Origin of the sequence: Paludibacterium paludis (assembly GCF_018802605.1) — a bacterium.
Taxonomy (GTDB): domain Bacteria; phylum Pseudomonadota; class Gammaproteobacteria; order Burkholderiales; family Chromobacteriaceae; genus Paludibacterium; species Paludibacterium paludis.
The window spans coordinates 3,894,976-3,913,766 of sequence record NZ_CP069161.1; the positions used below are offsets into that span (position 1 = coordinate 3,894,976).

The following is an 18,791-nucleotide window of genomic DNA, read 5'->3' on the forward strand; positions in this document are numbered from 1 at the left end:
CGTGACAATCCCGCTGATCGATGTGGAAACCCTGAACGTCAACGCGGAACGGGTCATTTTCGATTGCCGCTTCAAGCTGGAAGACCCCGGCTGGGGAGAACGGGCATGGCGCGAAGGACATATCCCCGGCGCGCGTTACCTGAGCCTCGACCGCGATCTGAGCGGCAAACCGGACGGGCGCAACGGCCGGCACCCGCTACCGCTGCCGGCGCAGCTGGCGGAACGGCTCGGTGCCGCGGGCGTGGGCGCCGACACCGAGGTCGTTGTGTACGATGACATGGACGGCCGATATGCGGCCCGGGCCTGGGTACTGCTGCGCTGGTTGGGCCACGACCGCGCCGTCCTGCTCGATGGAGGACTCCCGGCCTGGATCGCGGCCGGCGGGCGTCTGGAAACGGAAACGCCGGAGTGCGAACCGACGATATTCCCGATACGCGCATCGCGGCTGGCCATGGTAACGGCGAACGATGTCGAAACAAACCTGTCGGACAGGACGTTCGTCGTCATCGATGCCCGCTCGCCGGCGCGTTACGCGGGAGAAGGGGAAACACTCGACCCGGTAGGCGGCCACATCCCGGGAGCGCTCAACCGCTATCTCGCCGACAACACCACAACCGGGCAGCGGTTCAAGCCGCCCGGCATGCTCGCGGCCGAATGGCGTGCTCTCATCGGAGAACGGGATCCGGCCAGCGTCGTGCATCAGTGCGGCTCGGGCGTCACCGCCTGCCACAACCTCTTGGCCATGGAGTGCGCGGGCCTCGCGGGCAGCCGGCTTTACCCGGGTTCATGGAGCGAATGGTGCAGCGACTCGGCAAGGCCGGTCGCCACCGGCCCCGACCCCGAGTAGCCCCGCCTCAGAACGGCCAGTCGTACTCCACCGTCAGGGGAGCGTGATCGGAAAATTTCTCGTCCTTGTACACCGAGGACGCACGCGCCCTGGCGGCCATGCCCGGCGTCACGATGTGGTAGTCGATACGCCAGCCCACATCCTTGGCATAGGCCTGGCCACGGTTGCTCCACCAGGTGTAGCCGGGAGCGTCCGGGTAGAGGGTACGCCAGACATCGACCCAGCCGACGCGCGCGAGCACGTCCCCGAGCCAGGCGCGCTCCTCGGGCAGAAAACCCGAGTTTTTCAGGTTGCCTTTCCAGTTCTTCAGATCGATTTCATTGTGGGCGATATTCCAGTCGCCGCAGATCACCACCTCTCGCCCCGAGCTTGCGAGCGCCTCAAGATGCGGCAAAAAACGCTCCATGAACACGAATTTGGCGGCCTGCCGCTCCTCGCTGCTGGATCCGGAGGGCAGATATACCGAGACCACCGACAATTGGCCGAAATCCAGCTGCAGATAGCGGCCTTCCGCATCGATATCGGCGATACCGAGTCCTTCGATCACGGCATCGGGCGTACGCCGGGTATAGATGCCGACCCCGCTGTACCCTTTCTTTTCGGCGGCGTGAAAATAGCCCGTATAGCCTTGCGGCGCGCGTTGCGCATCGGACAGGTCATCCAGCTGGGCCTTGAGCTCCTGAACGCACACCACGTCCGGCGCGCTGGCGGTCATCCATGTCAGAAAACCTTTCTTGTCGGCGGAACGGATTCCGTTCAGGTTGGCGGATACGATTCGAAGCAAGGGCGACTCCCGTGGTATTCTTGCCAGCGTTTTTTACCGGCGATCAAACAGTTGATGAACGAAGGATGGGCTCGATGAACGATTTCAGACAGGATTTTATCCGTTTTGCGCTCGACCGCCAGGTTTTGCGCTTCGGGGAATTCATTACCAAGGCAGGGCGCAACTCGCCTTACTTCTTCAACGCGGGTCTCTTCAACGATGGGCTGTCCACCCTCAACCTGTCGCGCTTTTACGCACGATCCATCGAAACGAGCGGCATCGCTTACGATATGTTGTTCGGGCCGGCGTATAAAGGGATCATTCTGGCCGCGGCCACCGCGATGGCGCTCGCCGAAAACGGCCGCAACGTGCCTTTCGCCTACAACCGCAAGGAAGCCAAGGATCATGGCGAAGGCGGCGTCCTGGTCGGCGCCCCCCTGCAAGGCAAGGTGCTGATCATCGATGACGTGATTTCGGCGGGCACCTCGGTGCGCGAATCGGTGGAACTGATCCGCGCGGCCGGAGCCGAGCCCGCCGGTGTGGCCATCGCGCTTGACCGCATGGAGCGCGGCCAGGGCGAACTGTCGGCGGTGCAGGAAGTGTCGCGCCAGTACGGCCTTCCGGTGGTGGCCATCGCCACCCTCGAAGACCTGCTGGGTTTTCTGGAGGGGAGCCCCGACCTCGCCAGACACCTGGAGGCGGTCAGGGCTTACCGTGAAGCCTATGGCGTGAACGGCTGAGGCTTACTGCCCGGCCTCCTTGCGTTTCCAGGCGGCATTCAGGCCGTCCGTCATTTTCTGCATCAGGTCGCGCGACTGCGCGACATTGTCGGTGGCGGCGGCCAGCTCCTCGTTGGCCTTTCGCAGCGCCTCCTGGGCATCGGCCAGACGCTTCTCGGCGGCCGCCCTGGCCTCTTCGGCCTGCTTCATGCGGGCGTCGGCCGCATTTTTGCGATTTTGCGCATCCTGATAGGCCATCTGGCTGGCCAGAAGCGCTTCCTCGGCCGACTGGGCCAGCGCCGGCAGAACGGCGGCCGCCATGACGGCGGCCAGAATCCAACGGGGCGTGTTCATCTGACGCATCCTTTGCAAAAACCTTAGACCCGCCGATTATGCAGCACCCTTCGCCGCCGGGACAATCACTCCGGCGCACGGATCGCCGCGTTCGGCCCGCCCGATCCCGACACGCCGGTCGAACTCTCCGACACCACCAGGCTCGATGAAGCCGACTGTTCGTGCGCGACGGCGCAACGGATCAGCAAGCCAGCGCGCCACCCCAAGATCGCGCCGCACATGTCCGTTTCCCGCCAGCAACACGACATCCCCGGCCACCGCGGCATCCTCCACAACCTTGGCCATCCACACATCGCGCGCCATCTGCGCGCGAGCCATCGGCGCCACCAGCGTCTCGGGCAATTGCCCGCAGTGCCCCTCGCGGACAGCGGCCTCCTGCGCGCGCAGCAGATGCTCCGGCAACGGGGCGTCCAGCCCGTAGCGCAGTCGCAGTGCGTCATCAAACGCGCCGGCGAAGCCGGCCCTGACCACCCGAGAAGCCTCCTCGCGCGACAGATTGGCGGCCAGTACCGGCAAGCGGTGTTTCAGGGCAAGATCGATGACCGGCAGGTAATGCGTCCACGCCCAGCGCGTCCGACCTTCCGCCGCCGCGGCAACGACACAGGAAGCCTCCTCGCACCGTTGCATGGCCGCATCGAGCGCGGGTTGACTACCACGATCGAATTGCTCCATGGCGATGGCCGGGCGGGCGCCCGTTTCGATCAGCGCGACCAGTTCTTCAAACCGCCGCCGATGCCCTTCGGCATTGTCATGCACTTCGCCCATAAGCCATATTCCTTGAGCATTAGCCCACTGCATGGCCAGGAACACCAGCCCACCGGCAAGTTTTCCTTTCACCGTTGCTCCTCCCGGTAGAACCACCCCGCGCAGGACACGCCTCGCGGGGCGTCGGCTTAAAAATCGTAACGAACGGAAATCTGGACATTACGGCCTGGCGCCGTATAGGCATCCTTATCCGAACTGCTTTGCGTCACACCCCGCACATCCGACCACAACCAGTAACGTGTATCGAACAGATTATTGATGTTGGCGTTGAGCGTCAGATCCTTGCGCGGCTTCCAGAACACGCCGACATCGACCACGGTGGAGGAGGGCGGCGCGTAGGCAAGTCCACTGAGTGGATCGGCCGGAGGCTCAATGCGATTCGCCGATTTGCCCTCGTTGTACTGCACGTTGACGCGTCCACCGTACGATTCCGCATCGTAACGCGCTCCCAGCACGACGCGCAGCGGCTGCACCGAATCCAGCGGCGCGGTCTTGCCTCCCTCTTCGCTCTTACCGTACGACCAGGCCACACCGCCGGTCAGCGTCCAGCGAGCGTCAAGCGCCCAATCGGCGCGCGCCTCCACGCCGTGAATGCGCACTTTCGCAAGATTGATGTACTGGAATACGGCAGGATCCCCCGGACGCATCGAACCACGCACTTGACGCCGATCGATAAAATCCTCGTAGCGGTTGTCGTACGCCGCGAACGAATAGCGCAGCGCATCGATCTTGCCGCGCACGCCGATCTCGACACTGTCGGCCTTTTCCGGTTTCAGGTTGGGATTACCGATGGTCATATAGTTCATGACCGGATTGGCAAACCCGTTGTTGACCTGATCCGGAGTGGGTGCCCGGAAGCCCCGCGCCCACTGGCCGTACGGCGCGAACGCCTCGGCCAGCCGCCAGACGACCCCGAAGCGCGGCGTCAGCGCCTGATCGGAAAGGGACTCCGTCGGCCCCGTGTAACTGGCTCTGGACGGATCGAGCTTGTAATGGTCGAATCGCAAACCGGGAATCAGGCTGAACTTGCCCCATTCGATCTCGTTTTGCAGGAACGCGCCGGCCAGCGTGTAATCGGTGTCAGGGAACGGCTTGTTCGGAAACGCTTCGCCTCGTGGAGGAACCATGCCGTCGCGCACCCCGCTGATCTTCGATTTGCTCCAGTCAAGGCCATAGCTCAGGCGTTGCTTGACGGGCGTACCGATGCGGCTTTCGAATTCGGCGGTCAGTCCGGTCACGTCCTGCGTATATTTGCCGGAGCGGATACGATCCGGCGACGTATTGCGGTCTTCGAACGAGTACTGGCTCACTTCGGCATTCTGCCGGTAAAGATGCGCATTGACCTTCTGCAGCAGCGCGCCGTCGGGATTGTCGTAGCGGTAGGTCAGCGACACCCGGTCGCGGCGGGTCTTGTCGCGGCCATCAAGCCCGATCACGCTGGACGCGGCCAGCGGAGGGACGGCCACCGCCGACAGGGCATTGGTGTTACGGTTCTGGCGCTGCCCTTCCAGCGTCAGGCCGATCACCTGATTGGCATCGACCGAGTACAAGACCTTGGCCAGCGCGTATTTGCCGGTGTAATCGACCGGATTGGGCCGGGTGCGGTTGGCGTTGCCCGAATCGTCGTCGCCCTTGTTGCGCGTTTCATGACCTTTGCTGTAGCTGCCAAGCAGCATGGCCTGCCAATCGCCGGCGCGCAGCGCGGTGGCCAGCGTCGAGCTCCATGAACGGTCCACCGAGTTGTATCCGCCGCGGACGAAACCACCGACGGAACGCCCGGACGCGAGAATATCGGCCGGGTCCAGGGTACGAAAGCCCACCGCGCCGGCCAGGCCGTCGCTGCCGAATTGGGTGGAGGCCGGGCCGCGCAGCACTTCGACGCTACGGATCCCGTTCATGTCCAGGAAATCCCCCCGTCCCGACGCGAATGCGCCAAAGCTGAAACTGTTGGGCACGCGGATGCCGTCGAGCGTCATCATCACCTGATTGCCCTCCAGCCCGCGGATGTTGATACCCTCGTTGCCGGCGCGGCCGACCGACGAACCGGCGGCGGTGAAGCGGGCCGGCGCGAAGCGAACGCTCACATCCAGCTCGTTGCGGAACAGGTCTTTGATATTGCGGACTCCATCGGCCTGGATCTGACCCGCGCCATAGACGGTCACGGTCGCCGGCACGTCATTGGTGCGGCGTTCGGTCCGGGTCGAGATCACGGTGACCTCGTCCAGTTGAACCGACCCGGTTGCGGGAGTCTTGTCTTGCTGGGCGGCCATGACGGGGCTGATCATGCCCCATGCCATACCGAGCGCCAGCGCCATCGGTGTTTTACACTGCACGGTTACCTTCTCCTGAGCGTTTGGCACGGGCTGGCGGCGGCTGGCTGGTGCGGGTTTGTTGCGAGAAGATACTACTGATATTCATTCTCATTAACAAGCGGACAACACCGTTTTCTCCGCCGACCGTCGCGATCCTGTCACAAAGGACCGGTACCCTATGGCATATTGACCCAGATACGGACTGTCGCCATGGTTGCACGCCTTGCCCTGCCCCTTGTCCTCGCGGTACTCGTCACCACCGCCTGCACCTCTCTCCCCAAAGGAAATGTCTCCTCTTCCCCGCTTCTTATCGCCCACCGGGCCGGAACCGGCGATGCCCCGGAAAACACCCTGCCCGCGATCGATGAGGCCTTGCGCAACGGCGCCGACGGCATCTGGCTGAGCGTGCAGCTCAGTGCGGACGGCATTCCCGTTCTCTATCGCCCGGCCGACCTGAGCGCCCTCACCAACGCGCATGGCCCGGTTTCGGCCTGGACAGCCGAGCAACTGGCGATTCTGAACGCCGGCTTCACGTTCAAGACCCTGAGCGGCAAGCAACCTTATCGCGACAACGGTCCGGCCGTTCCGACACTGGACGAGGCGCTGGCCCGCATCCCGGTCTCCGTCCCGGTATTCCTGGATCTGAAGTCCGAACCGGCGGCCCCGCTGGTCGAGGCGGTCGCGCGCGTGGTCACGGCGCGCGATGCCTGGCCGCGTGTGCGCTTTTATTCGACGTTGCCAAGCCACATGACTGCGCTGTCCGCCTATCCCCAGGCGCAGCGCTTCGAAACGCGCGACGCAACGCGCAACCGCATCGCGGCCGTGGCGCTTTCCGGTCGTTGTGACGCGCCGCCGGCAGGCACCTGGGCCGGGATCGAACTCAAACGTCGCCTGACCGTCGGGGAAACGTTCACGCTCGGCACGGTCAGCGCCCCGGTCGACGCCGTGCTGTGGACCGAAAGCACCGTCGCCTGCTTCAAGACCCATCCCGACACCCATATCGTCATGTTCGGCATCGATAGCGACAAAGACGCGCAAACGGCTCGTCAGTTGGGCGCCGACGCGGTATTGAGCGATTCGCCGGCGAAGATGCGTCCGCTGCTGCCACAGTAACCACATCCATACCGGTGTTTTTCCCGCTTTGGCGGGAATGCCTCGAATCCGCCTCTCCGTCGCGGTACAATCCACTAAGATTGAATCAATCGCGACTTCACACCCGGCCCGGAACACCGCGCCGCGACGGAGAGGCATATGCAAGGCAACACCCGCATCATCGACATACTCAACGATCTGCTGGCCGGAGAACTGGCCGCCATCGACCAATACCTGATCCACGGCGAGATGTACGCCGATTTCGGACTTGAACGGCTCGCCACCAAGAGCCTGCACGAGTCCGAGCACGAAAGGGAGCACGCGCGCGCCATCATTCAGCGCATTCTGTTCCTCGAAGGGGTGCCCCGCATGGATGCCCGCCATCCGCTCAACATCGGCGCCACCCCGGCGGCCATGCTGCGCTCGGATCTGGATGTCGAATACAGCGTCGCGCGCCACCTGAAGGACGCGATAGCCGAATGTGAAGCGGCCCGCGACTACGTGACACGCGACATGCTCAAAGTTCAGCTGGACGACACGGAAATGGACCATGCCCATTTCCTGGAAAAACAATTGAGCCTGATCGCCCTGGTCGGCGAAAGCAACTACCTGCAAAGCCAGATGACCAGCACGTCGGCCTGATCCTCCTCCTGCCCGGCCGGTTCGCCGGGCTCGTCTCTCCTTGCGCCCCGGTGTCTTGTCTTGTTGACATCCGCGCAGTTGCCTTTTCATTGCTCCAACGGATAAAATGATAATCATTATCATTTTATTTGCGCTTTACGCGTAACATATTGGAATGCCGAAGGGCTGCGCCCTGTCACCGGCGGAAGGTGACCTGCAACAACGAATCCTGACACTGTACAGCGAACATCACGGATGGCTGTCCGGCTGGCTGCGTCGCAAGATGGGTTGCGCACACTACGCGGCCGACCTCGCCCACGACACCTTTGTGCGCATCATGAGCGCCCGTCCCGAACTGGCGGAAATCCGGGAACCTCGTGCTTATCTGACCACCACGGCGCAGCGGCTGCTCATCGACCGGTCGCGTCGCCAGGCCGTTGAAGATGCCTGCCTGACGGAATGGGCTTTGTCCGCCGCTCACGGCAGCGCCCCGTCGCCGGAGGAATTCCTGCAGATGGCCGACACGCTGGACATGTTGTGCAGGGCGCTGGAGCTCGTCTCGCACAAAGCCCGGGAAGCGTTCATCCAGCACTTCCTGGAAGGCGAGCCGCAAGCCGTCGTCGCGGAACGGTTAGGCGTATCGACGCGCACCGTGCGGACGTATCTGGTGGACGTGCTGATCCATTGCAATCCGGGCAGTGAGGCGGCATGAACCCGCCGCAAGACCGGACACAGGACTGCGGTCGGCTGGCGGCCGAATGGCTCGTCCGTTTGAGCGCGGAGGAGAACCCCGCGGAAAAGGCACGGATCGAAAGCGCATTCGCCGCATGGAAGCGCGCCGACCCCCGTCACGCCGAAGCGGCGCATCGTCTGGAGAGTCTTCTCGGACAAATCGTGGCGCTGCGGGAAGACGACTCGCCACCGGCCCGCGCCATCCTTGATCGCGCGCAATCCGTCTTTGCCCCGAAGCGCCGCACCCGCCGCGCCATCACACTCGCTCTCGCGATCGGCGCTGTCGGCCTCTCGGCCGGACTTGCCGCGCACGGCCCCGGTCTTGCCAGATTGACCGCCGACATCGCGACAGCCCCGTCGGAATGGAAAACCGTCACGCTGGCCGACGGCAGCCGCTTGACGCTGCGCCATGGCGCCGCCGTCAATGTGCGCATGAACGCCACATCGCGCGAAGTCGAGCTGGTGAGCGGCGAAATGCTTGCCGATGTCGCCCGCGACATCGACCGCCCTTTTCTGGTCACCACCCCGGACGGTCGCATCAGGGCGCTCGGCACGCGTTTCATCGTCTCGCGCCGGACCGGCCAGACCGAACTATTCATGCTGCACTCACGAACAGAAGCACGCGCCTCGGATTTCGCCATCCCGGCGCGGATCGTGTCCGCGGGTCAGGGAGTCCGCATCACGCCGGCGGCGATCGAACCCCTTGACTCCATCCGGCCCAGCGACCTGGAAGCGGACTGGCGGCCGCCCCGGCTCGTCGCGAACGACCGGCCGCTGCCGGAGGTGCTCGATGCGCTGGGCAAATACCGCTGCGGCGGATTGCACTACGACAGGGAGGCGCTGAGCCGCATCAGGGTGTTTGCCGTGCTGCCCCTTGACGACAACGACAAGGCGCTGGATCTCTTGCAGGACAGCTTGCCCGGCTTGCGAGTGAACCGCAGCGTACCATGCTGGACAACCGTCAAGCCCGCCCGGCCAGGCTGAATGTTTTTCTGCGGGACTTCCGCTTTGCGTGTCTGCCGCGTCAATACCAACAAGATCAACCCGAAAGAAGAGTCTGTCCGTCATGCAATTGCCTTCGCGCCGCCCAACCGGCCGCCCCCGCGCCGTATCCCGTATGGCCGCCGCCATTCATTTCGCTTTCGTGCCATTGCTGGGGCTATCCGTGTCCGCGCACGCCGACTCGATTCGTTATTCGGTTCCTCCGGGCCGTCTGGCCGAGGTGCTGAACCAGTTCGCCAACCAGTCGGGGGTCACCCTCGCCATCGACGCCGACACGCTGCGCGGACAAACAAGTCCGGGATTGAACGGCCGCTTTACGATCGACCAGGGCTTCGACACGCTGCTGACCGGCAGCGGTTACACCGTGGCGCGGACCTCGGCCGGCTACATCCTGGTCGCCAGTCCGGGAGCGGGCGGCACACAGCTTCCCGAAGTGAAAGTGATCGCCGTGGCAAAAAACGGAGAGCTGCCCGGGGTTGCGCCGGGCGGCCAGGTCGCCAAGGGCTCGCGGCTGGGCATTCTCGGCAACCGCAGCGTGATGGATACCCCATTCAATACGACCAGCTACACCGCGCGCCTGATGCAGGATCAGCAGGCCCGCACCGTGTCGGATGTGCTGGTCAATGATCCCTCCGTCCGCTTCATGACGCCATCCGGGCATCTCTACGAAAACTATTCGATCCGCGGCTTTGACGTGCTGTCCGGCGAAGTCGCGCTCAACGGCATGTACGGCCTTGCGCCCATGGGCCATGTTCCGACCGAATTCATCGAACGCGTGGAGCTGCTCAAGGGACCCGAGGCGCTGCTGACCGGCATGGCGCCGGACGGCGGGGTCGGCGGCCTGATCAACCTGGTGCCCAAGCGCGCCGGAGACACGCCGCTGACGCGCTGGACGACCCGCTTCACCAGCGGCTCTGAAGTCGGCAACCATCTGGATGTGGCACGCCGCTATGGAGAAAACCAGGCGTTCGGCGTGCGCTTCAACGGCAGTTACCGCGACGGCAAGCAAGGCGTGCAGGATCAGTCCAAGCGCAGCCGCCTTGGCGCGCTGGCCCTCGATTATGCCGGCGAACGCCTGCGCGCATCGCTGGATACCTACTGGAACGTGGAAAGCATGTCGGGCGGCTCGCCGATGATGGCATCGTTCGGTTCCACGAATGTGCCGAAGGCGCCGGATGCCAAAACCAATATCCTGGCGGGCATTCACGGTGAAATGGACAGCACGGCGATCGCCGCGCGGGCCGAGTACGATCTTGGCGATGCGCTGACCGCCTACGCGGGGGCCGGAACGCAACGCTATCGTTATCACGGTTTTCTGAACGGCACGCGCGCCGGCCGCGTCGACGCGCAAGGCGACTATACCGGGGAAACCTATTTCCAGCGCGGTTACACCGATGCCTTGTCCGCCGAAGCCGGCTTGCGTTCGCGCCTGAACACAGGCGGCGTCGGTCATCAATGGGTGGCGGGCGCCACATGGCTCGATCTGGAAAGCGGTGTGGCCGTGGGCTACGGCGACCCTTACGCCTCCAATATCTACCATCCGGCCCGCCCGATTCTCGCCAAGGATCCCGGCGCCGCCCCGAAAACTTCGGCAAGCACGCTTTACAGCCTGAGTCTTGCGGACACCCTGTCCTTCGCCGGCGACCGGGTGCAGTTGACTCTCGGTCTGCGCAACCAGCATATCCGCAGCAAAAGCTACAACGGAAAAACCGGCGCGCAAACGTCGGATTATGACAAGTCCGCGCTGACTCCCGCGCTGGCCGTGGTTGTCAAACCCCGGGACGGCCTCTCGCTGTACGCCAATTACATCGAGGGACTCAGCCGCGGCGACACCGTCAACGACATGGCCGCGCGCAACTATGGGGAGGTTTTCGCGCCGTACAAGACGCGCCAGATGGAAGCTGGCGTGAAGTGGGACAATGGCATGCTGACGCATACCGTGAGCCTGTTCCAGATCACCCGCCCGAGCATGCTCAAGAACTCGGCCACCAATACCTATTCGGCCGATGCCAGGCAGCGTAACCGCGGGCTGGAATGGAATGTGTCCGGCAAAGTTGCCCCGCGGCTTAGCGTACTGGGCGGCATGACCTTTCTGCAGGCCCGCCTCACCAAAACCGCCAACGGGCAGAACGACGGCAAGACGGCCTTCGGTTCGCCCACATGGCAGACGACACTGGGACTCGACTGGGAGACGCCATGGCTCTCCGGCCTCGGCTTGTCGGCCCGGACCATTCATGTCGGCAGGCAATACCTCAATGCCGCGAATACCCAGACGCTCCCCGCCTGGACGCGTCTCGACCTTGGGGCGCGCTACAGCATGACATGGGCTGGCAAGGATGTGATCCTGCGCGCCGGAGTGATCAATGTGGCCAACACGAATGCCTGGGCCGGAACCTATCACGCGGAAGGTTATGCGACCCAAGGCACACCGCGAACCGTCCAGCTGTCGGCCACGGTCGATTTTTGAGACCCCAGGGGTGCCGGCGCTCCGGCGCCCCTTTATGCAGGAGAAACGCATGTACCGGTCGTTTTCACGTACGCTGGCGCTGTCCGGCCTCGCCCTGGCATCCCTGTGCGCTCAGGCGGGCGCCCCCGAGGGAGTCCGGACATTCGAAGGACGGCTCGACAGCGGCCAGAGCCAGCGCCATCCGCTGCCGGTTCAAAGCGGCGATCTGGTGTATGGCAGCCTCGAGGGCCGGGAAATGCGGGTGACATTGCTGGACGCCGACCATGCCCCAGTACGACAACTGGTCAGGGGCCAGGGCGAACGGCAGGAATTCCTGTTCGTCGCCGGAGACCGGCCCCCCTATGCTCTGGAAGTCATGGCGCCGGCGAGCGGCAGCTACGCGCTGCGCATCGACCGGGTGATCGGCAAAACCATGCAGCGGCAACCCGATTCACTGGAAAGCCCGCGGTTGCGGACCTTGCGCGACGATCTGACGCAAGGCAAAGGCAGCGACGGCTTTTGGGAAACGATACAGCGGCAAGGAACACCGCTCGTCGAGCGGGACGGCGTGACACCGCCGCTCAAGAAAGGCGAAGCGCTCGTGACCTTCCTGTGGCGCGGCGCGCGTCATGGCGTACGCCTTTTCGGGTCGCCATCGGGCGATCACGAAGACCTGTTCCGGCTGGGCGACTCCGATGTCTGGTACCGCAGCTACCGCGTGCCGGACAGCACACGCCTGGGCTACCTGCTGGCCCCCGACGTACCGCAACTTGACGCCTCGCCGATGGAGCGCCGCCGGGCGATCCTCGCCACCGCCCAGCGCGACCCGTTCAATACGCGCCATTTTCCCGCGCAGGTGCAGGATCGCTATGACGGCGAATCGGTGCTGGAATTGCCCGACGCACCGCCGCAACGCTGGATCGAACCGGTCAAGGGACAGGCGCAAGGAATACTGGAACGCCATCGCTTCACCAGCCGGCATCTTGGCAACACCCGGGACATCGTCCTTTACCGGCCCGCCGGTTATCGCCCCGGCGCCGCCGGCAATGCCCTGCTCGTGCTGTTCGATGCCGACGAATATCTGGACAAGGTGCCCACTCCCGTCATTCTCGACAACCTGATCGCGGCGGGCAGGATTCCGCCCACCGCCGCGATACTGATCGGCAATCCGACCCGGACGTCGCGTTCGGCGGAACTGCCCCCCAACCCGGCATTCGTGGACTTTCTGGCAAAAGAACTGATGCCATGGGCCAAACAGCACGGGGTGCGGGCGCCGGCCAGACGCACCGTCGTGGCCGGATCCAGTTATGGAGGGCTGGCGGCGGCCTATGCGGGACTGAAGGCGCCGGAATGGTTTGGCAAGGTCTACAGCCAGTCAGGATCGTTCTGGTGGAGTCCCGCCTCGCGCGACACCGAACCGGGATGGCTGACGCGGCGCTATGCCGAGGCGCCTCGACGCCCGGTGGTGTTCCATCTGGAGGCCGGATTGTTCGAGGCCTGGCGCGCAGGACAGATCAGCATCCTCGAGTCGACACGCCAACTGCGTGACGTGCTGCGAGCCAAAGGCTACACCGTATCGCATGCCGAATACGCCAGCGGTCACGACTACCTGCACTGGCGAGGCACGCTGGCGACCGGCTTGACGACCCTGATCGGCCTCCCTCAACGCGACGCGCCGCTGCCGCGAAACATGTCTTCGCGGTAAGCCTCCAGGGTGCCGTCGGTTTTCATGGAGGCGAGTCCATGGTTGAAACGCTTGAGCAAGCGCTCACCTTCCGGGGTCTTGCGCAGCATCAGATGCCCGCTGATGACGCTAAAAGGCATGGGCTCGGCGACCACCAGATCGCGCGAGCCGGGAGGGAACGCCCCGGATGACAGGATCGACCACCCGGAAAACTCGTCCATCGGCAGGATATCGACGCTGCCGCCAAGCAGCTTGCGAAGCGAGCTTTCGTCATCCTGCGACACGGTCACGTTGAGCACTCCCTGGCGGGTCAGCGCCCAGAACTCCGGCGTGTACGTGTAACTGCGCGTCGCGCCGAAACGGAATCCCGACAAGTCGGCAAGGCGACGCCATTTGGGCAGGATCTTGTCCTTGCGGTGAAAGAGCAGCTCCCTGTGCTCCACCAGGACGTCGCTTGGCAGGAAGTCCTTGTCGCGGGCGGGGTCGCGCCCCCAGTAGGAACTGCCCTGAACCGTGCCGTCGCGCAATTCGGCGAGCGCCCGGGTCCAGGGACGGTACTTGAACTTGACGGTGATTCCTTCCCGGCGGAACGCCTCGCGCACCACCCGGTTCACAAAGCCCCCGCCGGGCAGGTTCTCGCCGGTCCATGGCGCATACTCCCCTGTCGAGACCACCACCTCGTCGGCGCCCGCCGGCGCGAAGGCCAGCGCCAGGGCAATTCCAGCCACTCCCCGCCACCTCACACCGCGTCTCCCTGTTTCCGTCGTTTAACCTGTTATAGACGATTATCTTGAAGTCGCGCTGCCACGGTAGAGATCCTCCTTGAAAATGGCCAGGGTACCGTCGGCCTTCATGGACTGCAGACCGGCATTGAAGCGCTTGATCAGGCGCGCGCCCCGCGCATCGCGACGCACCATGAGGTGCCCGTAAATCACGCTGAAAGGCCGGGACTCGGCCGTCACCAGATCGCGGGAACCCGGAGCGAATGCGTTCGAGGCCAGCAGGTTCCAGCCGGCGAATTCGTCCATCGGAAAAATATCGATCCGGCCGGCGAGCATCTTGCGCATACTGCTTTCATCGTCCGCCGACACCTCGATTTTCAGGATCTTGCGCCGCCCCAGACTCCAGAAGGCCTTGGTGTAGGTGTAACTGCGCGTCGCGCCGAAACGGAAGCGCGACAGATCCTCCAGACGACGCCATTTGGGCAGGACCGTGTCCTTGCGGTGGAATAGCAGCTCCCTGTGCTCGGTCAAGGGATCGCTGAGCAGAAAATCCCCGGCCCGCTCCGGATCGTCGGCCCAGAAGGAACTGGCTTCGACCGTGCCATCGCGCAATTCCTCCTTGGCGCGCGCCCAGGGCGAATACTTGAAGCGCACGATCATGCCTTGGCGCCGGAGCGCTTCCCGCACCACGCGATTGACGAAGCCCCCGAACGGAAGTTTCTCCCCCGTCCATGGCGAAAACTCCCCGGTCGAGATCAATATCTCTTCGGCTTGGCCGACATTCGCCGCCAACAGCGCGCACAACATAAAAAGCACCCGGATCCATCGATTCACAGCGCACTCCCCAGCGATGACTAGACCCGTTATAGGCCAGGAAACAGCCCGATCAGGGAATAAAAAATGCGAGGGATGAAGCAGACATGCGGCAGAAAATGGGAAATGCAAAAAGCCCGGTCGCGGGACCGGGCTTTTTTGCTGAATATGGTGGGTCGTGAGTGGCTCGAACACTCGACCTACGGATTAAGAGTCCGCTGCTCTACCAACTGAGCTAACGACCCATATCAGAACTGGCGTTATCCGGGCACGAAGCAACTCATGTGGTGGGTCGTGCGGGATTCGAACCTGCGACCAACGGATTAAAAGTCCGCTGCTCTACCAGCTGAGCTAACGACCCGATGTCTCGTGTCCGCCTGCATGTCAGGGATGTGGTGGGTCGTGAGTGGCTCGAACACTCGACCTACGGATTAAGAGTCCGCTGCTCTACCAACTGAGCTAACGACCCATCTCATGGCGACATACTACCAGAAATCTCTGGTGGTGGGTCGTGCGGGACTCGAACCTGCGACCAACGGATTAAAAGTCCGCTGCTCTACCAACTGAGCTAACGACCCAAGAGAGAGCGCAACTATAAAGAAACCCTCCCCTCTTGTCAACTCCCGTGTCAGAAAGTTTTCAGGGTTCCCGTAAACTTCTACTCTTCGCCGCTGTCCGACAATAATGGAGAGCTTGCAATTACACTGTCCGACACCCATTTCATGTAGGCAGGCAAACCGGCCGCGTCGAAAGCGAGGATTTCCGGCACTTCGTAAGGATGCAGCCGGACAATGGCCGCCTCGAGCGCGGGATACCCCTCGCGAGTGGTCTTGATGAACAAGGTCAACTCGGTGGACTTTTCCAGTCTCCCCTCCCAGCGATAGACTGATTCGCCGGGTGGTTGGATGGCGACGCACGCGGCCAGCCGCGACTCGACCAGCGCTTTTGCCAGGATTTCTGCCGTGTCGCGGTTCGGCACGGTGCACATGACCAACATGACAGACATTTTTAGGACGATACCCGTTTGATGAAAGCGTTCCTGATTCTACTCATGCTTTACCCCTTTGCCGAGATCGCCGCGCTAGTCACGCTGGCTGGCCATATCGGCGGGGGCGGCGTGATGCTCTATATCCTGCTCTCCGCGCTCCTGGGCATCTTCATGCTGCGCAACCAGAAAATCGGTGCGCTGATGACGTTGGGCAGCCTGATGAACAACGGCCCCGAAATATCGCTCTATTCGCTGCTGTGGCCGCTGCGCTATACGCTGGCCGGCGTACTGTTCATCGTCCCCGGCGTCATCAGCGAAATCGCCGCGATCCTGCTGCTGTTGCCGCTCAAGGGGCCGAAGATCGCCATGGCCGCCCGGCCGGCTCCGGTGCAGGCTGACGACATCATCGAAGGGGAATACCATAGGGTGGACGAACCGGCCGACCCGAACCGGCGCCTTCACTGAAGCCCGAGCCGTTCGAGCAGGTCGGAGGTCGGCATGGCCGGTTCGATATCGATGACCTTGTTGCGATTTTTTTCGCCGGACACGAGTCGTACCGAACGGCGCGGAATACCCAGCGAGTCCGCCAGCCAGGTCTGCAACGCCTCGTTGGCCTTGCCATCGACAGGCGGAGCGGCAAGACGGATCTTGAGCGCGCCGCCATGCTCGCCGGCGACTTCGGTCTTGCGTGCGCCGGGCTGAACGTAGAGTGTGAGCCGCAGCGCATCGCCTTTGGGAGTGATCCAGGATTTCATCTAGAGAATTTTAGTATTTTTCCAACAGTCAAACTTTCGGGAGACTTCACATGGATATCGGCATCAACGAACAAGACCGCCAGGAAATCGCAAACGGATTATCCCGTCTTCTCGCCGACACGTACACGCTTTACCTGAAAACCCATAACTTCCACTGGAATGTCACCGGTCCGATGTTCCAGACATTGCACCTGATGTTCGAGCAGCATTACAACGAACTCGCGCTGGCGGTCGACCTCGTGGCCGAGCGCATCCGCGCGCTGGGCCATTACGCGCCAGGCAGCTACGCAGAATACGCGCGGCTCGCGTCCATTCCCGAAGCCAATGGCGTTCCGTCGGCCGAAGACATGATCCGCCAACTGGTGGACGGCCACGAAACCCTGTGCCGCACCGCGCGCAGTATTTTCCCGATCGTGGAAAAGGCATCGGACGAACCGACCGCCGACCTGCTGACCCAACGCCTGCAAGTCCATGAAAAAACCGCCTGGATGCTGCGCAGCCTGTTGGCCCGCTGACGGGGGCGGGGGACGCCGGATTCCCGGCGCCCCATCCCGTGATACACTTGGCGCATGACACCCGTTTCGTCCGGCAGGGTGCTGCTCTGCACCCTTCTCGCTTCGCTTGCGCTGCATGCGCTGCTCCTTTTTGCCGGGCAGCGTCAGGCACCGCGGCGCGCGTCCGAACACACGCTCCCCCTCTCCATCGCGCTGGCTCCGGCCGCGGCCGTTCGAACCGAGCCTGCGCGTAACACACCCGCGGTTCCGGATGGAACGCGCCCGCCCGCCGCGCCCAAGCGCCAGAGCGAAAATCGCCGTCCTCATGCCTCCGCGACCGAGCCTCCGGCGCCCGCGGGCAGCGAAACGCGCCGTACTCCGCCGGCTGACAACTTGCCACTGAACACCGCCAATCTGCTCGAACAGGTGCGCAACCTGCCGTCCGTGAAACACGACATCGCGGCAGGCAGTGTGGCCGTTTACGGAAGCACGGCCACCGGTCCGGTCTGGAACCAGTATGTGGACGACTGGGTTCGCAAGGTCGAACGGCTCGGCGCGCTGAATTTTCCGGAAGAAATCCGCCGGCGCGGCCTGTCCGGCGGACCGCTGCTCAGAGTGGTGCTCAATGCCGACGGCTCGCTTTCCCGGGTGACCATCGTGCGCCATGCGCCGGACCCCCTGCTCGACGAAGCCGCTATCGCCATCGTGCGGATGGCCACGCCCTTCGCGCCATTCCCGGCCGACCCGGCGGGAGCCTTCCGCCAACTGGAAATCGCCCGGCGCTGGACCTTCACCAAAGACAATGCCCTGTCGGCCAGATAGGGCCCACCACGGAATCCCCACTATGTTCGAAGTCAACCGCAGTGTCGCCGTTCTACGCCCCACCACGCTGTTTCATACCTGGCTCACGGCCCTTCCCGGCGGAGCCGGCGCCCCCTCTCTGGATGTTCTGCGCGCCGCCGGCAACGCCATGCTGATTCCGCCCGCCGACGACACCGATGATGCCCGCGGCTTCGTGCTGACGCATTGGGCCGAGTTGTTCGAGGCCGAGCTGGCCGACTGGTGCGAAGACACCGCGGCCTGGCCCGCGGCACGCAGCGAGGCCATGTTCGCGGCCTGGTTCGATATCGATATCCACCCCGTTCTCACCGACCTGGTGAAGGAGCCGCTCGAACGCGAGGCGTTCATTCCGCTCGATCTGGATTCGCTGGGCTGAACCCACACCATAACAATACCGACACCATGAGGAAAACTGTCATGCAGCACACCACTCCCATCAAAGTCCGCGGCTACCATCTCGATCTTTACGGGCACGTCAACAATGCCCGTTATCTGGAATTTCTGGAGGAAGCGCGCTGGACTTTTTTCGAGGACCGCGGCAACCTGCCACGGTTCATGCAAACCGGGCTGGCCTTGGTCGTCGTTAACATTAATATCGACTACAGATACCCGGCTACCATGGGGGATGAACTTATCATCGAGACAACCATCAAATCGGTGGGAACCCGCAGCGGAGTCATCCACCAGCGCATCACCCTGGCGGGACGCGACACGCTGGTCGCAGAAGCCGATGTGACCTTCGTCGTTTACGACGGCAAAGCCAACAAGGCCATCGCCATCGATGGCGAGATCCGCGACCTGCTCGAAAGCATGCAGGCCGTCAACTGAGAGAGAAAACCGTA

Annotated in this window: 21 protein-coding genes and 4 tRNA genes; 13 read left to right on the forward strand and 12 right to left on the reverse strand. The window is 63.3% G+C overall.

Features of this window, described 5'->3' with window-relative positions; genetic code table 11:
• Position 1 precedes the first annotated feature (1 nt).
• The gene (locus JNO50_RS18015; protein ID WP_229804538.1) at positions 2-847 is read left to right on the forward strand and encodes a sulfurtransferase; all 846 of its coding nucleotides are present in this window, start codon (positions 2-4) and stop codon (positions 845-847) included.
• A gap of 7 nt (positions 848-854) precedes the next feature.
• Here the strand turns inward: JNO50_RS18015 and JNO50_RS18020 are convergent, their stop codons facing one another.
• Positions 855-1,631 (reverse strand): exodeoxyribonuclease III, encoded by a 777-nt coding sequence (locus tag JNO50_RS18020; protein ID WP_189532082.1) that lies wholly within the window; start codon positions 1,629-1,631, stop codon positions 855-857.
• Positions 1,632-1,705: 74 nt separating this feature from the next.
• On the opposite strand from JNO50_RS18020, the gene pyrE reads away from it, so the two are divergent.
• On the forward strand, positions 1,706-2,350 hold the full coding sequence (pyrE, locus tag JNO50_RS18025) for an orotate phosphoribosyltransferase (protein ID WP_189532080.1): 645 nt from the start codon (positions 1,706-1,708) through the stop codon (positions 2,348-2,350).
• A 3-nt stretch (positions 2,351-2,353) separates the two neighbouring features.
• Here the strand turns inward: pyrE and JNO50_RS18030 are convergent, their stop codons facing one another.
• The 3 genes from JNO50_RS18030 to JNO50_RS18040 all read right to left on the reverse strand — a co-directional run bounded on the left by JNO50_RS18030 (position 2,354) and on the right by JNO50_RS18040 (position 5,781).
• On the reverse strand, positions 2,354-2,683 hold the full coding sequence (locus tag JNO50_RS18030) for a hypothetical protein (protein ID WP_189532078.1): 330 nt from the start codon (positions 2,681-2,683) through the stop codon (positions 2,354-2,356).
• 36 nt (positions 2,684-2,719) lie between these two features.
• On the reverse strand, positions 2,720-3,448 hold the full coding sequence (locus tag JNO50_RS18035; protein ID WP_189532076.1) for a ChaN family lipoprotein: 729 nt from the start codon (positions 3,446-3,448) through the stop codon (positions 2,720-2,722).
• A 128-nt stretch (positions 3,449-3,576) separates the two neighbouring features.
• Positions 3,577-5,781, reverse strand: a complete 2,205-nt coding sequence (locus JNO50_RS18040) for a TonB-dependent hemoglobin/transferrin/lactoferrin family receptor (RefSeq protein WP_189532074.1) — start codon at positions 5,779-5,781, stop codon at positions 3,577-3,579.
• 189 nt (positions 5,782-5,970) lie between these two features.
• Between JNO50_RS18040 and JNO50_RS18045 the strand changes: the two genes are divergently transcribed.
• The 6 genes from JNO50_RS18045 (at position 5,971) to JNO50_RS18070 (ending at position 13,358) form a co-directional block, all read left to right on the forward strand.
• Complete coding sequence (locus JNO50_RS18045; protein WP_189532072.1) at positions 5,971-6,873, forward strand: glycerophosphodiester phosphodiesterase family protein; 903 nt, start codon at positions 5,971-5,973, stop codon at positions 6,871-6,873.
• A gap of 138 nt (positions 6,874-7,011) precedes the next feature.
• Positions 7,012-7,494 carry a bacterioferritin gene (bfr, locus tag JNO50_RS18050; RefSeq protein ID WP_189532070.1) on the forward strand — a complete coding sequence of 161 codons (483 nt, stop codon included), beginning with the start codon at positions 7,012-7,014 and terminating at the stop codon, positions 7,492-7,494.
• Between the two features lie 154 nt (positions 7,495-7,648).
• A complete protein-coding gene (locus JNO50_RS18055; RefSeq protein ID WP_189532068.1) occupies positions 7,649-8,185 on the forward strand; it encodes a sigma-70 family RNA polymerase sigma factor in 537 nt (178 codons plus the stop codon).
• The gene (locus tag JNO50_RS18060) at positions 8,182-9,189 is read left to right on the forward strand and encodes a FecR family protein (RefSeq protein WP_189532066.1); all 1,008 of its coding nucleotides are present in this window, start codon (positions 8,182-8,184) and stop codon (positions 9,187-9,189) included. The genes JNO50_RS18055 and JNO50_RS18060 overlap by 4 nt, the downstream gene beginning before the upstream one ends.
• A gap of 82 nt (positions 9,190-9,271) precedes the next feature.
• Positions 9,272-11,674 carry a TonB-dependent receptor gene (locus JNO50_RS18065; RefSeq protein ID WP_189532064.1) on the forward strand — a complete coding sequence of 801 codons (2,403 nt, stop codon included), beginning with the start codon at positions 9,272-9,274 and terminating at the stop codon, positions 11,672-11,674.
• A 49-nt stretch (positions 11,675-11,723) separates the two neighbouring features.
• Positions 11,724-13,358, forward strand: a complete 1,635-nt coding sequence (locus JNO50_RS18070) for an enterochelin esterase domain-containing protein (protein WP_215796423.1) — start codon at positions 11,724-11,726, stop codon at positions 13,356-13,358.
• On the opposite strand, the gene JNO50_RS18075 is transcribed toward JNO50_RS18070, so the two are convergent.
• The 7 genes from JNO50_RS18075 to cutA all read right to left on the reverse strand — a co-directional run bounded on the left by JNO50_RS18075 (position 13,316) and on the right by cutA (position 15,878).
• Positions 13,316-14,065 carry a substrate-binding periplasmic protein gene (locus JNO50_RS18075; protein ID WP_189532060.1) on the reverse strand — a complete coding sequence of 250 codons (750 nt, stop codon included), beginning with the start codon at positions 14,063-14,065 and terminating at the stop codon, positions 13,316-13,318. The two genes, JNO50_RS18070 and JNO50_RS18075, sit on opposite strands and share 43 nt — an antisense overlap.
• A gap of 57 nt (positions 14,066-14,122) precedes the next feature.
• Positions 14,123-14,893 (reverse strand): substrate-binding periplasmic protein, encoded by a 771-nt coding sequence (locus JNO50_RS18080; RefSeq protein WP_189532058.1) that lies wholly within the window; start codon positions 14,891-14,893, stop codon positions 14,123-14,125.
• A 148-nt stretch (positions 14,894-15,041) separates the two neighbouring features.
• Positions 15,042-15,117: transfer RNA gene (locus JNO50_RS18085), tRNA-Lys, on the reverse strand.
• A 40-nt stretch (positions 15,118-15,157) separates the two neighbouring features.
• Positions 15,158-15,233, reverse strand: a tRNA-Lys gene (locus tag JNO50_RS18090).
• A gap of 32 nt (positions 15,234-15,265) precedes the next feature.
• Positions 15,266-15,341 (reverse strand) — tRNA-Lys (locus tag JNO50_RS18095).
• 33 nt (positions 15,342-15,374) lie between these two features.
• A tRNA-Lys gene (locus tag JNO50_RS18100) sits at positions 15,375-15,450 on the reverse strand.
• An 80-nt stretch (positions 15,451-15,530) separates the two neighbouring features.
• Positions 15,531-15,878, reverse strand: coding sequence for a divalent-cation tolerance protein CutA (cutA, locus tag JNO50_RS18105; RefSeq protein ID WP_244976377.1), 348 nt, complete (start codon positions 15,876-15,878; stop codon positions 15,531-15,533).
• A gap of 45 nt (positions 15,879-15,923) precedes the next feature.
• Here cutA and JNO50_RS18110 point away from each other — a divergent pair, with 45 nt between their 5' ends.
• The gene (locus tag JNO50_RS18110) at positions 15,924-16,325 is read left to right on the forward strand and encodes an FxsA family protein (RefSeq protein ID WP_229804530.1); all 402 of its coding nucleotides are present in this window, start codon (positions 15,924-15,926) and stop codon (positions 16,323-16,325) included.
• Here the strand turns inward: JNO50_RS18110 and JNO50_RS18115 are convergent.
• Positions 16,319-16,615, reverse strand: a complete 297-nt coding sequence (locus tag JNO50_RS18115; RefSeq protein ID WP_189532054.1) for a DUF167 domain-containing protein — start codon at positions 16,613-16,615, stop codon at positions 16,319-16,321. The genes JNO50_RS18110 and JNO50_RS18115 overlap by 7 nt on opposite strands.
• 50 nt (positions 16,616-16,665) lie before the next feature.
• On the opposite strand from JNO50_RS18115, the gene JNO50_RS18120 reads away from it, so the two are divergent.
• The 4 genes from JNO50_RS18120 to JNO50_RS18135 are packed head-to-tail and all read left to right on the forward strand — an operon-like array spanning position 16,666 to position 18,777.
• The gene (locus JNO50_RS18120) at positions 16,666-17,130 is read left to right on the forward strand and encodes a Dps family protein (protein WP_189532053.1); all 465 of its coding nucleotides are present in this window, start codon (positions 16,666-16,668) and stop codon (positions 17,128-17,130) included.
• A gap of 54 nt (positions 17,131-17,184) precedes the next feature.
• Entirely contained in the window at positions 17,185-17,931 is a 747-nt protein-coding gene (locus JNO50_RS18125; RefSeq protein WP_189532051.1) for an energy transducer TonB, read from the forward strand.
• Between the two features lie 22 nt (positions 17,932-17,953).
• Positions 17,954-18,325 (forward strand): VacJ, encoded by a 372-nt coding sequence (locus JNO50_RS18130; RefSeq protein WP_189532049.1) that lies wholly within the window; start codon positions 17,954-17,956, stop codon positions 18,323-18,325.
• 41 nt (positions 18,326-18,366) lie between these two features.
• Entirely contained in the window at positions 18,367-18,777 is a 411-nt protein-coding gene (locus tag JNO50_RS18135) for an acyl-CoA thioesterase (protein ID WP_229804529.1), read from the forward strand.
• Positions 18,778-18,791 lie beyond the last annotated feature (14 nt).

Coding starts and splice junctions, on each gene's coding strand:
- pyrE (WP_189532080.1), top strand. CDS start 1,706: ATGAACGATTTCAGACAGGATTTTATCCGTTTTGCGCTCGACCGCCAG.
- JNO50_RS18120 (WP_189532053.1), top strand. CDS start 16,666: ATGGATATCGGCATCAACGAACAAGACCGCCAGGAAATCGCAAACGGA.
- JNO50_RS18060 (WP_189532066.1), top strand. CDS start 8,182: ATGAACCCGCCGCAAGACCGGACACAGGACTGCGGTCGGCTGGCGGCC.
- JNO50_RS18115 (WP_189532054.1), bottom strand. CDS start 16,615: ATGAAATCCTGGATCACTCCCAAAGGCGATGCGCTGCGGCTCACACTC.
- JNO50_RS18130 (WP_189532049.1), top strand. CDS start 17,954: ATGTTCGAAGTCAACCGCAGTGTCGCCGTTCTACGCCCCACCACGCTG.
- JNO50_RS18070 (WP_215796423.1), top strand. CDS start 11,724: ATGTACCGGTCGTTTTCACGTACGCTGGCGCTGTCCGGCCTCGCCCTG.
- JNO50_RS18065 (WP_189532064.1), top strand. CDS start 9,272: ATGCAATTGCCTTCGCGCCGCCCAACCGGCCGCCCCCGCGCCGTATCC.
- JNO50_RS18110 (WP_229804530.1), top strand. CDS start 15,924: ATGCTTTACCCCTTTGCCGAGATCGCCGCGCTAGTCACGCTGGCTGGC.
- JNO50_RS18055 (WP_189532068.1), top strand. CDS start 7,649: ATGCCGAAGGGCTGCGCCCTGTCACCGGCGGAAGGTGACCTGCAACAA.
- JNO50_RS18125 (WP_189532051.1), top strand. CDS start 17,185: ATGACACCCGTTTCGTCCGGCAGGGTGCTGCTCTGCACCCTTCTCGCT.
- cutA (WP_244976377.1), bottom strand. CDS start 15,878: ATGTCTGTCATGTTGGTCATGTGCACCGTGCCGAACCGCGACACGGCA.
- JNO50_RS18135 (WP_229804529.1), top strand. CDS start 18,367: ATGCAGCACACCACTCCCATCAAAGTCCGCGGCTACCATCTCGATCTT.
- JNO50_RS18030 (WP_189532078.1), bottom strand. CDS start 2,683: ATGAACACGCCCCGTTGGATTCTGGCCGCCGTCATGGCGGCCGCCGTT.
- JNO50_RS18045 (WP_189532072.1), top strand. CDS start 5,971: ATGGTTGCACGCCTTGCCCTGCCCCTTGTCCTCGCGGTACTCGTCACC.
- bfr (WP_189532070.1), top strand. CDS start 7,012: ATGCAAGGCAACACCCGCATCATCGACATACTCAACGATCTGCTGGCC.
- JNO50_RS18035 (WP_189532076.1), bottom strand. CDS start 3,448: ATGGGCGAAGTGCATGACAATGCCGAAGGGCATCGGCGGCGGTTTGAA.